The 13,186-nt window shown below is 62.2% G+C and carries 12 protein-coding genes and 1 tRNA gene; 3 read left to right on the top strand and 10 right to left on the bottom strand.

Annotated features, from left to right (window positions below):
* Positions 1-6 precede the first annotated feature (6 nt).
* Positions 7-1,065 carry a hypothetical protein gene (locus tag LL253_RS09970; protein WP_228227087.1) on the bottom strand — a complete coding sequence of 353 codons (1,059 nt, stop codon included), beginning with the start codon at positions 1,063-1,065 and terminating at the stop codon, positions 7-9.
* A 136-nt stretch (positions 1,066-1,201) separates the two neighbouring features.
* On the opposite strand from LL253_RS09970, the gene LL253_RS09965 reads away from it, so the two are divergent.
* A complete protein-coding gene (locus tag LL253_RS09965; protein ID WP_228227086.1) occupies positions 1,202-2,134 on the top strand; it encodes an NAD(P)H-dependent flavin oxidoreductase in 933 nt (310 codons plus the stop codon).
* Here LL253_RS09965 and LL253_RS09960 read toward each other — a convergent pair.
* Together LL253_RS09960 and LL253_RS09955 are read right to left on the bottom strand one after the other, a co-directional pair.
* The gene (locus LL253_RS09960) at positions 2,124-3,038 is read right to left on the bottom strand and encodes an alpha/beta fold hydrolase (protein ID WP_228227085.1); all 915 of its coding nucleotides are present in this window, start codon (positions 3,036-3,038) and stop codon (positions 2,124-2,126) included. The two genes, LL253_RS09965 and LL253_RS09960, sit on opposite strands and share 11 nt — an antisense overlap.
* Positions 3,039-3,200: 162 nt before the next feature.
* Positions 3,201-5,162, bottom strand: coding sequence for a hybrid sensor histidine kinase/response regulator (locus LL253_RS09955; RefSeq protein WP_009822054.1), 1,962 nt, complete (start codon positions 5,160-5,162; stop codon positions 3,201-3,203).
* A gap of 167 nt (positions 5,163-5,329) precedes the next feature.
* Between LL253_RS09955 and LL253_RS09950 the strand changes: the two genes are divergently transcribed.
* Together LL253_RS09950 and LL253_RS09945 are read left to right on the top strand one after the other, a co-directional pair.
* Entirely contained in the window at positions 5,330-6,253 is a 924-nt protein-coding gene (locus LL253_RS09950) for a sugar kinase (protein ID WP_228227084.1), read from the top strand.
* 36 nt (positions 6,254-6,289) lie between these two features.
* A tRNA-Gly gene (locus tag LL253_RS09945) sits at positions 6,290-6,363 on the top strand.
* Positions 6,364-6,452: 89 nt separating this feature from the next.
* Here LL253_RS09945 and LL253_RS09940 read toward each other — a convergent pair.
* The 7 genes from LL253_RS09940 to cyoB all read right to left on the bottom strand — a co-directional run bounded on the left by LL253_RS09940 (position 6,453) and on the right by cyoB (position 13,186).
* Entirely contained in the window at positions 6,453-7,472 is a 1,020-nt protein-coding gene (locus LL253_RS09940; RefSeq protein ID WP_228227083.1) for an extracellular catalytic domain type 1 short-chain-length polyhydroxyalkanoate depolymerase, read from the bottom strand.
* Positions 7,473-7,540: 68 nt separating this feature from the next.
* A complete protein-coding gene (locus LL253_RS09935) occupies positions 7,541-8,074 on the bottom strand; it encodes a response regulator transcription factor (RefSeq protein WP_228227082.1) in 534 nt (177 codons plus the stop codon).
* Positions 8,064-9,389: an ATP-binding protein gene (locus LL253_RS09930; protein ID WP_228227081.1), complete on the bottom strand. Its 1,326-nt coding sequence runs from the start codon at positions 9,387-9,389 to the stop codon at positions 8,064-8,066. Before LL253_RS09930 ends, LL253_RS09935 begins: the two co-directional genes overlap by 11 nt.
* Complete coding sequence (locus LL253_RS09925) at positions 9,386-10,111, bottom strand: SURF1 family protein (protein ID WP_228227080.1); 726 nt, start codon at positions 10,109-10,111, stop codon at positions 9,386-9,388. The genes LL253_RS09930 and LL253_RS09925 overlap by 4 nt, the downstream gene beginning before the upstream one ends.
* Complete coding sequence (cyoD, locus tag LL253_RS09920) at positions 10,108-10,554, bottom strand: cytochrome o ubiquinol oxidase subunit IV (RefSeq protein WP_228227079.1); 447 nt, start codon at positions 10,552-10,554, stop codon at positions 10,108-10,110. Before cyoD ends, LL253_RS09925 begins: the two co-directional genes overlap by 4 nt.
* Positions 10,551-11,180, bottom strand: a complete 630-nt coding sequence (gene cyoC, locus LL253_RS09915) for a cytochrome o ubiquinol oxidase subunit III (protein WP_021224799.1) — start codon at positions 11,178-11,180, stop codon at positions 10,551-10,553. Before cyoC ends, cyoD begins: the two co-directional genes overlap by 4 nt.
* Before the next feature lie 5 nt (positions 11,181-11,185).
* Positions 11,186-13,186, bottom strand: a complete 2,001-nt coding sequence (gene cyoB / locus LL253_RS09910; protein WP_037542334.1) for a cytochrome o ubiquinol oxidase subunit I — start codon at positions 13,184-13,186, stop codon at positions 11,186-11,188.

Genomic DNA, 13,186 nt, shown 5'->3' with positions numbered 1-13,186 from the left:
TGGACCTTAGGCTGGCGCTCGATCGAGATAGGGCAAGCGGTCGGTCAGCACCGACGGAAGGCCGTTGACGATGATCGAGCGCGCCTGATGCCAAAGCGCGGAAAGCAGCAACAGGGCCGATCCGATCACAAGACTGGTGAGCGCCCAGGAAAGCTCCACTGCGCCCGCCTGCTTGAACAGGGCGTAGAGGGCGAAGAGAACATAGGCGAGGCTGGAGACCAGCAAAGCGCGCCGGTCGATCGCAAGCGCGACAAGGCCAAAGGCGATGTAGAGCGCGACAACAAGCAAGGCGCGGCCGGCACCAATTTCGCCCCCATTCAAAACGCCCAACAGATGAAAAAGCGAATGGGCGATCATCGGGGCTGCGGCCAGATGCAACCAGAAAGCAACGTCCGATCGACGCGTCAGGCGCGCCCGGTCGGTCATGTCCCAGCGCATCGCCAGCAGGAAAATCACTAGACCCGATGCCAGCAGCATCAGGAAGGGCAGAGTGCGGTTATCCGGGAACGCGGCCATGACGAGGCCAGCCACCACGCCGGCGCCGGCCGCCGCCCCCGCGGCTACGGTGATCGGGACCATGAACCGCCGCCAGTGCAGGGCCGCGCCAGCCACGCCGACGGCGGCTGCGGCCGACAGGATCAGGGATTCGGCGCGATCGCCGGATCCGGGCCAGATTTGAGCGCCGAGCGCGCCCGCAGCGAACGCAATCCCCCCAACAAAGCCGCACAGCAATAAAATGGAGGGCAGGGCCATACGCCGCTGCCGGGTGAAATATTCCGCAAGGCCCCAGCTCGCCGCCGCGACCAGCAGGCCGGACATGAAGGTGGGATGATGGTCGGGCGCTCCGAATCGCAGGCTGTCGCCCAGCCAGCCGAGCGCGACCAGCAGGATGACGCTGGCGATAGCGACGAAGATGTCGTTGAATCCAGTCAGTAGCCGGAATTGTTCTTCATCCACCGCAACGGTCGCCCGCGATCGCGCGACATGATCGCGCAACGCCTGTGCGGCCTCGGGAGACAGAATGCCGGCCGTTACGGCATCCTGCAAATCGCTGTCGCTATACATGGCTTATCCTTCCCGAAAGGGTTCGATGCCGGGATATTAGCATCACTGTATTATTCAATCAATACAGTCGTTTTATGCTTTTTCTGCGACTTTCCCGATGTTAGCGCGGAACGATCGATAAGAGAGGACGCTGTTCATGACCTTGCCGCCGTTGCTTAGGGACCGGTTGTCGCTGCCGTTGATCGGTTCGCCGATGTTCATCATTTCGCAGCCCGATCTTGTCATTGCGCAATGCCGCAGCGGTATCGTGGGCGCCTTCCCGTCGCTCAATGCCCGACCGGTGGGCATGTTCGAAAGCTGGTTGCAGCAATTAGGGGAGACGTTGGGCGAAAGCGATGCGCCCTTTGCCGTCAACCTGATCGTCCACCGCACCAATAGCCGGCTGGAAGAGGATCTGGCGCTGTGCGTGCGCTATCGCGTGCCCATCGTCATCACGTCACTTGGCGCGCGGGAAGACGTCAATGACGCCATTCACAGCTATGGTGGCATCGTCCTGCACGATGTCATCAACAATGTCTTCGCCCGCAAGGCGGTGGAAAAGGGCGCGGACGGCCTGATCGCCGTTGCGGCAGGGGCAGGGGGCCATGCGGGCACGCTGTCGCCCTTCGCCCTGATTCAGGAAATCCGTGCGTGGTTCGATGGACCGCTCGCCCTGTCGGGATCGATCGCGACGGGCCGGGCGATCGCGGCCGCGCGCATGATGGGTGCGGACCTTGGGTATATGGGCACCCCCTTCATCGCGACCGAGGAAGCCAATGCGCAGGCGGCCTACAAGCAAATGATCGTGGACGGCAGCGCGCAGGATATCGTCTATTCCGATGTCTTTACCGGTGTACTGGGCAATTATCTGCGGCCCAGCATCGTTGCCGCGGGACTTGATCCCAACGCGCTGCCCAAGGCGAAGGATATGGATTTCGCCAGCCTGACGGGCGGAGAAAAAAAGGCATGGCGCGACGTTTGGGGCGCGGGGCAGGGCATCGGCGCCATCGCGAAGGTTCAGCCGGCCGCCGATTTCATTGCCGGGCTGAAGGCTGACTATAGAGCGGCGGTGGAGGGGTTTACGGCCTGACGCGCGCGACCGCGCCGGACGGGATGTCCGGCCGCAAGAAGCGAAGCGTCTCCGCAATGAAGCGGTCGAACTGATCATGGTGCAGCCAATGGCCGGCATTGTCGAACTCGGTCAGGCTGGCATCGCGAAAATGCGTCATGCGTCCGTCCTTGGCCGGGTTGGACGCCCAGCTGTCGCGCCCCAGATACAGCTGGACCGGACAGGTGATCCGGCTCCAGAAACCCGGCAGTTCTGAGTCCGATGCCGCCTCCGGCGCGATGCCTTTCATATAAGGATCGAATTTCCAGCTATAGCTGCCGTCTTCGTTGCGATTGATGCCATGCTGGGTCAGATGCATCGCCTGCTCCAGCGTCAGTTTCTCGTTACGTTCGCGCATCCGGCCCACTGCGGCCTCCAGCGTTGGGTAGGAACGGGGCGTGCGATGCGCGCGGGCCCGGCGACCTTCGATCCAGTCGACCCAAATGTCAGGCGCTGCCTGTTCCTGTCGTTGAGCGACGGCGTCGGGAGACAGACCCAATCCCTCGATCGCCACGATCTTATCGACCTTGTCCGGAAAGAGGCCAGCGAACCGCAGGCTGATCGATCCGCCCAGCGAATGCCCCATGATCGTCACTGGCGATCGGTCGAGCAGATCGACGAGCAGAGCAAGGTCATAGACGAAATGGGCGATCGGATATGCCCCGGTGGGCGACCAGGCGCTGTCCCCATGTCCCCGCAAATCGGGGGCGACCACGTGAAAATCCTGCGCCAGGACACGCGCGGTCCAGTCCCAGCTATGCGCATGATCGAATCCGCCATGGACCAGGATCAACAAAGGGGCAGAAGGATTTCCCCAGTCCAGATAATGGAGGCGCGACCGCAGGGAGGTGAAGAAATGCGATGTCGGAGTAGGTACAGCCGGCATGTTCCAGGATCCTGCGGTAGCGTTTTGCATGTCCGCACGACCATTGGCGCGCCCACTGCATCTTGCAAGCGCGAATAAACAATAAGGCGTATTTTCCGTGATTTCTGAGCGCTATGCGGTGAAATTGCCGTCTTGCGGCAAGATCAGGGACAATGATTGTCGTTAAAGTGGATCGGTCGATGGGCCAAACGAGATGCGCTCTTTCCCTGAGGAAAGTGCGCCGACCTGATTGACCAGGCGAGCCAGTTGCGCCTGGCGGAAGGGTTTGTCCAGTCTTGGCCGGCTGCTGGAATGGGCTGGCAGTTCGGCAAAGCCGGTGATGATAATGACGGGAAGGTGAGGATGGGCCTCCTCGATGGCGTCGGCCAACTGCGCGCCCGTCATGCCGGGCATGGCATGATCGGTGACCACCATGTCGATGCGGGATTGTTCGAGCATGCGCAACGCGTCGGCCGCACTTCCGGCCCGAAACACGGTGTGTCCCAGATCCTCCAGCATGCCAGCCGTGTTTGTCAGGACCAGGTCGTCGTCGTCGACCGCCAGGATCACGAGCGGAGTCTGCATCAGTGGGCCTTCCGGGGTGTCGGTCCCGACGATCGATGTCTCTTCCTCCTGCGAGACGGGCAACCATAGCGAGACGGTCGTGCCTGCGCCGACGGTGCTTTCGATGGTCAGCGCGCCACCGCATTGTTCGACAAAGCCGTGGACCATAGAAAGGCCAAGGCCCGTGCCCTTGCCGACGCCCTTGGTCGTGAAGAACGGCTCGCGAGCCTGTTCCAGCGTCGCGCTGTCCATGCCCTGGCCTTCGTCGATCACCGACAGCTTGACGTAGGTGCCGCTCGCAAGGCCTGGAACGGTCCCCTGCGCCGTCAGCATCTCACTGGCGCTGATCAGGATCCGCCCGCCGTCGGGCATCGCATCGCGCGCATTGACCACCAGGTTCAGTAAGGCCATTTCCAGTTGGCCGGTGTCGGCATGAGCGGGCGCAAGGCTTTTCGGGAACAGACTGTCGATGATGATGCCCGGTCCGACGCTGCTTTGCAGCATGTCGGTCATGCCGTGGACCAGCGCCAGGCAATCGACGCTTTGCAGCTTCAATTCCTGCCGTCTGGCAAAGGCGAGCATGCGTTGCGTCAAGGTGGCGCCCCGGTCTGCCGCAGCCATGGCATTGTCCAGGAAACGTTCTATGTCGCCGCCTTTGGCAAGGCGCATCCGGGCCAGCTCGAGACTACCGACGATCACGGCAAGCAGATTATTGAAGTCATGCGCGACGCCGCCCGTTAATTTGCCGATTGCGTCCATTTTCTGCGCCTGCATGATCGCTGCGCGGGCATCCTCCAGCGCCAGCTGGGATTCGCGCCTTTCGGTCAGGTCACGCGTGACCTTGGCAAATCCGATCAGCTGTCCTGCGGAATCGCGTATGGCGTCAATAACGGCATTGGCCCAGAAGCGGCTGCCATCCTTGCGGATGCGCCAGCCTTCCGATTCGAACCGGCCATCGCGCTCGGCGCTGTGCAGGGCGCGGGAAGGAAGGCCAGCAATGCGATCATCCTCCGAATAGAAAAGGGCGAAATTCTTGCCCAGAATCTCATCCGTCTTATAGCCCTTGGCGCGCTCGGCGCCCATGTTCCAGCTCGTGATGGTCCCGACGGGGTCGAGCATGTAAATGGCGTAGTCTGATACGCTCTCGACCAGCAGGCGAAACCGCTCCTCGCTTTTGCGCAGCGCTTCGTCCGCCGCGCGACGTTCGGTCAGATCGCGCGTGACCTTTGCGAAGCCCAGCAATCGCCCATCGGTATCACGGATGGGATCGATCACGACATTGGCCCAGAAATGGGTGCCGTCCTTGCGCACGCGCCAGCCTTCGGCTTCAAATCGCCCTTCCTGCTGTGCCGTCGCCAGCGCGGCTGCGGGTATCCCTGCGGCCTGATCCTGGGGTGTGTAGAAGCGGGAAAAATGCTGGCCGATAATCTCGTCGGGCTCATAGCCTTTGAAGCGGCGCGCGCCGGCATTCCAGCTGGCAATCCGGCCATCGGTATCCAGCATGAAGATCGCATAATCCGTCACGCTCTGCACCAATAATTCAAACCGGTTGCCGCTATATTCCGATGGGAGGGTGTTCATTTAGTCCCCTTATGGTTCGCTGGCCCGAGCGAACCTGCTTTTGCCTGAGCAAAACGTCCCGTGTCCCCGATCGTTCCCGTCGAGATGCGGGTGCGCCGGGCAAGGCGACTTGACTTGGCGACCACCTCTGCCCACCACGCAGGCGCGGATCAAGGAGCAGCCAAGGCATGGAAATGAAGGCAGGGACGGTCATCACGGTCATCGGCGAAGCGATGCTGGAACTCAGCCATGGTGACGGCGACAGCTGGAATTTGCGCTATGGCGGGGACGTCATCAATACGGCCGTTCATCTTGCCCGTTTCGGGGATAAGGTTCGGTTGGCGAGCGCGCTTGGCACCGATCCGATGAGCGCGCATCTTATCGCGCAATGGCAGGCGGAAGGCGTGGATACGCAGCTCGTTCTGGCTGCGGCCGATCGCCTGCCCGGCCTGTATGCGATCGAGACGGATGCCGCGGGTGAACGCAGCTTTCACTATTGGCGCAGTGAAGCGGCCGCGCGGCGCATGTTCGCCTTGCCCGACAGCGATATGATGGTGGCAAAAGCGGCGCAGTCTGACCTGCTCTACTTCTCGCTCATCACGCTGGCCATTCTTCCCGATGAAGGGCGCGAAGCGCTGCTGGCGCTGTGCGAACAAGTGCGGGCCAATGGCGGGCGCGTGGCGTTCGACGGTAATTACCGGGCGCGGCTCTGGCCCGATGTAGCGACGGCGCGGCACTGGAGGGATCGCGCGATCGCGATGGCGGATATGGGCTTGCCCACGCTGGCCGACGAGGTCGAGATGGGCGAGGCCGACGACGCGGCCGACGCGGCTGCCCGCTGGGGCGCGGGCGAGGGGCGTGAAATCATCGTGAAGCTGGGCGGCGACGGGTGTCTGGTCGATGGCCAGCAGGTCCCTCCACCACGCCGGATTGACGTGGTCGATTCGAGTGGCGCGGGCGATGCGTTCAATGCCGGCTATCTTCATGCCCGGCTCGCCGCATCCTCTCCGCTCGAAGCGGCTTTGGCCGGCCATCGCCTTGCCGGATGGAATATCGGCCGGCGCGGCGCGATCCCGGACAAGGACGCCAACGCCCCATATGACGCCCGTTGACAGTATCGGGCCGCTGCGCCATTGAGCTTCAGCCTCGCGGGTGTAGCTCAATGGTAGAGCAGCAGCTTCCCAAGCTGACGACGGGGGTTCGATTCCCCTCACCCGCTCCAATCTCACGGTTTCTTTCGGAAGCGCCAGCGCGGCGGACCTGCGGTGTCTAGTGGCCGATCGCTGCCGGTTTATGGAGGTGGGGAGCAGGTCAGACGCCCCGTCTGCGAGCGAGAAAGAAGCGCAGCATCTCGCGCGATGCATCCGGTCCGGCAGGATCGGTATGCGACCCCAGCGGACTGCCGCCCGACCAGCCATGGCCGCTACCGTGGACGATCCATTCCTCTAACAAGGCGCTTCCCGCTCGACCCTGAAAGACACGGCGCGTGAAGGCGCGGCCGCCGTCGGACATGCCCGTTACGGTCCGCAGCGTCAGCGGTCCCATGGCGGCGCGTTCCAGATTATGCAGGAAGCCTCCGGCATTGGACGGGTGTACGACCTTGTCCTGATCGCCGTGAAAGACGATGGTGGGCAATTGCCGCGGAAGCTTGCCCGTTGGCCGCGCGCCCCCCTTGCCTTGCATGGCCGTCAGCGCCGATCGCAGGGTCTGGATATCTCCCACAGCAACGCCGGAATGGACGCCGATCGCAACATATAGCCGAGGATAGGCGGCGCCGATGATCGCCGCGGCCGCGCCGCCTGCCGATATGCCGGCAATATAGATGCGGGCAGGATTAGCGTTGCAAAGGCCGATGACGTGGCGCGTCAGCGAAGCGATCATGCCGGCTTCACCAGCGCCTGCACTTTGATTTTCGGGTGTGTGCCAATTCCAGCAGCGCGCGAAATTGGCCTTCTGCGACTGTTCGGGATAGAGCACCAGCACGCCAAGCTCGTCGGCGAGCTGATTCATGCGCGTGCCTGTCGCAAAGTCTTCCGCCGTCTGGGTGCAGCCGTGCAGCATGACGAGCAGCGGCATGCGACGCCGGGACGAGCCGACCGGAGTGTAAAGACGGTAGGCGATGACGCCATATCGGCTCTTATGCTTTGCGGTGATAAAACTGCCTGGGTTCGGCCGCGTTTCCTGGGGGCCTGGTTGCGGCTTGGACCGCTTGCGAACGCGCGCCGAAGCGGCGGGCTTGAACAAATCCTGTAAGGCCAAAGCTGCTGAAATCGGGCGCCGCTTCTGCGCCAGCCGTGTCGCCTTGCGCCATGTCTTGAACATGTCGGCCATGCTGTCCCCCTTTGCGCCTGTCGGCATCCAACCATAACGTCAGTGGCGGAACAACGATCCGGCCTTGTCTAGCCGACCTGACGCTTGGCGAGCTTGCGCGCGAGTGTGCGGCGATGCATGCCCAGGCGCCGGGCCGCCTCCGATATGTTGAAGTCGCTATCCTTGAGCACTTCGTGGATATGCTCCCATTCCAGCGTCTTGATACTGGTTGGCCGAGGGGCGAGCGGCGCATCCGGGTTTCCGTCCGAACGCGCGAAAGCGGCCTCTATATCGTCGCTGTTGGAGGGTTTGGCGAGATAGTTGGTGGCACCCAGCTTGATTGCTTCGACAGCCGTCGCAATGCTGGCAAAGCCTGTCAGGACCACGATCACCATGGCAGGATCATGCGCGTGCAGCGCCTGGACGCAGGCAAGGCCCGATTGCGCGCCAAGCTTGAGATCGACGACGGCAAAGCCAGGGCGGTGTGACGCCAGCAGGACCGTCACCGTCTCCAGGCTGTTGGCCGACAAGACGTCGTAGCCCCGCCGCTCAAAGGAGCGCTTCAGCGTGCGCGCAAATCCTTCGTCATCCTCCACGATCAGCAATTGCTTGTCAGTCGACATCGCCATCCTCCTCCAGAGCGACGGTCGAAAGCGGTAGACGCATCTGGACCATCGCGCCGCCGTCCGCGCCATTGCTGGCGTCCACGCGGCCGCCCAGTTTGCGCACCACATTCACGACCAGAAACAGGCCAAGGCCGCTGCCCTGCCGATCCTTGCTCGATCGATAGGGCTTGCCGAAGTCGGCCAGCATATCCGTGCTGAAGCCCCGCCCATTGTCGCGGACCGCCATGTGGAGCCATTCCCTGTCCCGGCTGACCATCAGATTGATATAGGTCGCCCCGGCTTCGCGCGCATTGTCGAGAAGATTGGTCACGGCTTGGCGGATGACCGGATCGGCGATGATGCGCGGATAATCATGCGGGCCGAAATCGCAGCGCAGCGGCAGGTCAGGATTGGCATCACGCCATTGCTGGGCGATGTGGTCGATGAACGCGCGCACGTCGGTTACCATCGGCGCTTCGCCGCGCGCTTCGCCCGCGGACAGAAGGATGCCGCTGAGGATCGTTTTGCAGCGCTGCACGGCGGCCTGCATCTCGCCAACCTCTTCCATAAGGGTCGGATGGCGGTTGATTTCGGGCATGTGTCGCCAGTCGCCCAGCACCACGGCCAGTTGCGCCAGCGGCGTGCCCAGTTCATGCGCGGCACCCGACGCGAGCAGCCCCATGCGAACGATATGCTCTTCTTCCGCCGCATGTTGCCGCATCTTGGCCATATAGGTTTCGCGATCCTGCAGATTGCGGTTGATGCGGGTCATGAACAGCACCAGCAGCACCGCGATCATCACGAAACAGACCCAGGTGCCAAGGATATGCAGGTCGAACAAACGGCCTTCGAGCATTTCGGTAAGGTCGAGCGGCCGGTAGACGAAGGTCAGCCCGGCAGCGCAGAGCGCCGACATGGCCACGATGCCCCACGCGCTCCAATGATGCAGCAGCATGGCGCCGAGCGCCACCTGCACCAGATAGAGGGAGATGAAGGGATTGGTCGCCCCGCCGCTGAGATAAAGCTGCGTTGTCAAAGCCACGACATCGAAGAGGAGGGCGAGGAACAATTCGGCATGGCTGATATCGGTGCGCCCGCGCACAACCAATATGCTGCCCAAATTCATGGCCGCTGCGATGCAGGGGACGACGAGCATGGGCAGGATCGGCAGGCGGATGCCCATGCCAAAATGCACCAGCAAGATGGTGGCGATTTGACCGGCAATGGCGATCCAGCGCAACTGGACCAGCAGGACCATATTCTTGCGCCCGGCGGCGTCGGCCGGCCAGCGGCTCGGGAGCCAGCGCGCGCGGGTCGGCGCGGGGCTGGTCATGGGCGCTTGTCGGTTGCCGTGTGCCGCATGACGATGATGTAGGCTGCAACCGTCATGATCGCCAGAGCGAACCAGGTGATGGCATATTGCAGGTGGTTGTTGGGAAAGCGGACCACGGTCAGCCCCCCGACGGGCAACCGGTCGGGGAAGGGTTCAGCCTGCGCATCAATGAAATAGCTGGTGACGGCTGGCGCCAGCCGCCGCGCGGTGGCGATCGCGGCAATGTCGCGCGAATACCAGCGATCGTTGGATGGATCATTGGCGCGCAAGAAACCACCGCCCGGTTCGGACAGGCGCAGCAGGCCCGTCACCGTCACTTGCCCTGCGGGACGATCATACCGGGTCTTCGCATCGGGCGGCACAAAACCGCGATTGATCACTAGAAGCGCGCCGTCCCGCTGCCGCAAGGGGGTAAGGACCCAATAGCCCGCGCCGCGGACCGTCGCTGCCTGAACCAATGTGCTGCGATCATGAAGGAAGGTGCCGGTTGCAAATATATGCCGATATTCGTCGGATGGATCGGCTTTGGCGGGAGCGGGCACGGGTGTGGCATGGATCCGGGTATCCACCCGGGCGATGAGGTCCCGCTTCCAGCCGAGGCGCTGGACCTGCCACGCGCCCAGGGCGCAGAATCCGGAAAAGAGAAGCAGGGCGATCAGCGTCAGGCCGATCAGGAAGCCCGGGGACCGCCGGCGGCGCTCCCCGGTCTCGGGCGATATCACGGCATCTCGCTCATTTCGTTGGACATACGCATTTCCTGCGTCGAACCCATATCCATCTGCATGTCGGCATGCGGCATCATGTTCGCATTGAGGTGATACATGACCCACATCGAGCCCGACAGGACGATGACGACCAGCACGATGGTCAGCATCATCGCCATGAACGACCAGCCGCCTTCGACGCGGCTGTTCATGTGCAGGAAGTAGATCATGTGCACGACCACCTGGACCGCTGCGAAGGCCAGGATGATGAAGCCGGTGACCTGCGCATCGGCCAGCGTCCCGGTCATCACCAGCCAGAAGGGGATGGCCGTCAGTATGACCGACAGGGCAAAGCCGATCATGTAGCTGCGAAAGCTGCCATGCGCGCCTTCTTCATGATGATCGTCATGATGATCAGCCCCATGTCCATGGGCGTTGTGGCTGTGGACGGCGTCGCTCACCGCAGGACTCCCATCAGATAGACAAAGGTGAAGACGCCGATCCAGATGACGTCGAGAAAGTGCCAGAACATCGACAGGCACATCAGGCGGCGCTTGTTGGCGGGAATGAGGCCTTTCTTCGCGACCTGGACCATCAATGTCACCAGCCAGATCGATCCGAAGGTGACGTGCAGGCCGTGCGTGCCGACCAGCGTGAAGAAGGACGACAGGAAGGCCGAGCGCGTCGGGCCTGCGCCTTCATGGATCAGGTGCGAAAATTCATAGAGTTCAATGAAGAGGAAGGCGCCGCCGAACAACAGGGTGACGAACAGCCAGCCCTGCGTCGCGCTGATGCGGTTCTTTTCCATCGCCAGCATGGCAAAGCCATAGGTGATGGATGAAAACAGCAGCATCGCGGTGTTGAGCGCGATGAGGTTGAGATCGAACAGGTCCTTGGGACCCGGCCCGCCGGCATAGCTGCCGCCGAGCACCGCATAGGTGGCGAACAGGATGGCGAAGATGAGGCAGTCGCTCATCAGATACATCCAGAAGCCCAGCATGGTGCTGTGGCCTTCGTGGAGGTGGGGTTCCTCGGGCAGATGATAGGCCCGAGGCTCCGCTGGCGCGTTTGCAGTTGCGCTGCTCATATGGATCAGACTCCCGCCGCGAGGATGCGCGTACGCTCTTCCTCGGTGCGCGTCACTTCCTCTACGGGAATGTAGAAGTCGCGCTTGTAGTTGAAGGTATGGGCGATCGCGACCGCCACGATGCCGATGAAGCCAAGCCCTGCCAGCCACCAGATGTACCAGATGAGGGCAAAGCCGCAGAGCGTCGACAGGGCGGCGAGGATGACGCCGGTGCCGGTGCTGCTGGGCATGTGGATCGCCTTGAAGCCGGTGACGGGGCGCTGATAGCCGTGCTTCTTCATATCCGCCCAGCTGTCGGCGTCGTGGACGACCGGCGTGAAGGCAAAATTATATTCCGGCGGTGGCGAACTGGTCGCCCATTCGAGCGTGCGCCCATCCCAGGGATCGCCCTCGACCGCCAGTTCCTTGCGCTTCCAGATCGACCAGGCGAACTGGATGAGCATGGCGCCGATGCCCGCTGCGATGATGGCGGCGCCGATCGCGGCGATGACGAACCAGATTTGCAGCGACGGATCGTCGAACACGCGCATGCGGCGGGTGACGCCCATCAGGCCCAGGACATAGAGCGGACCGAAGGCCAGCCAGAAACCGATGTTCCAGCACCAGAAGCTGACCTTGCCCCAGAACTGGTTCAGGCGGAAACCGAACGCCTTGGGCCACCAATAGTTGATCGCCGCGAACAGGCCGAACAGCACGCCGCCGATGATCACATTATGGAAGTGCGCGATCAGGAACAGGGAATTGTGGAGCACGAAGTCCGCAGGCGGCACCGCAAGCAGGACGCCGGTCATGCCACCGACGGTGAAGGTCAGCATGAAGGCAACCGCCCACATCATCGGCAATTCGAACCGGATGCGGCCGCGATACATGGTGAAGAGCCAGTTGAACAGCTTCGCACCCGTCGGGATCGAGATGATCATCGTCGTGATGCCGAAGAAGCTGTTGACGCTGGCGCCCGATCCCATGGTGAAGAAGTGGTGCAGCCAGACAAGATAGGACAGCACCATGATGGTGCAGGTGGCGTAGACCATGGAGGTATAGCCGAACAGGCGCTTGCTGCAGAAGGTGGACACGACTTCCGAGAAGACGCCGAAGAGCGGCAGGATGAGGATGTAGACTTCGGGATGACCCCAGATCCAGATCAGGTTCACGTACATCATCGGGTTGCCGCCGAAGTCGTTCGTGAAGAAGTTTGTGCCAACATAGCGGTCGAGCGAGAGCAGGACCAGGGTGGCGGTCAGGATCGGGAAGGATGCGACGATTAGCACGTTCGCGCACAGCGACGTCCAGGTGAAGACGGGCATCTTCATGAGGCTCATGCCCGGCGCGCGCATCTTGACGATGGTCGCGATCAGGTTAATGCCCGATAATGTCGTGCCGACGCCCGCCACCTGCAGCGCCCAGATATAATAGTCGACGCCGGTGGCCGGGCTGTAGTCTATGCCCGACAGCGGCGGATAGGCGAGCCACCCGGTCTGGGCGAATTCGCCCAGGAACAGCGAACACATCACCAGCACCGCGCCGCCCGTCGTCATCCAGAAGCTGAAATTGTTGAGGAAGGGGAAGCTGACGTCGCGCGCGCCGATCTGGAGCGGGACGATATAGTTCATGAGGCCCGTGATGAAGGGCATGGCCACGAAAAAGATCATGATGACGCCGTGCGCGGTGAACACCTGGTCATAATGGTGGGCGTTCAGATAGCCTTCGGAACCGTTGAAGGCCCAGGCCTGTTGCAGGCGCATCATGATGGCGTCGGCAAAGCCGCGCAGGAACATGATGAGGCCCAGCACCATGTACATGATGCCGATCTTCTTGTGATCGACGCTGGTGAACCATTCCTTCCAGAGATAGCCCCACAGGCGGAAATAAGTGAGCGCGCCGACCACCGCCGCGCCGCCCAGGACGACGGCGCAGAAGGTCGCGACGACGATCGGTTCATGCCATGGGAAACTGTCCCAGGTCAGACGACCGAAGATCATCTGGGTTGTTGTGAGTGTACCAGTCAT

The organism is Sphingobium soli (assembly GCF_020782245.1).
Classification (GTDB): domain Bacteria; phylum Pseudomonadota; class Alphaproteobacteria; order Sphingomonadales; family Sphingomonadaceae; genus Sphingobium; species Sphingobium soli.
This window is presented reverse-complemented; position numbering and strand designations above follow the sequence as displayed.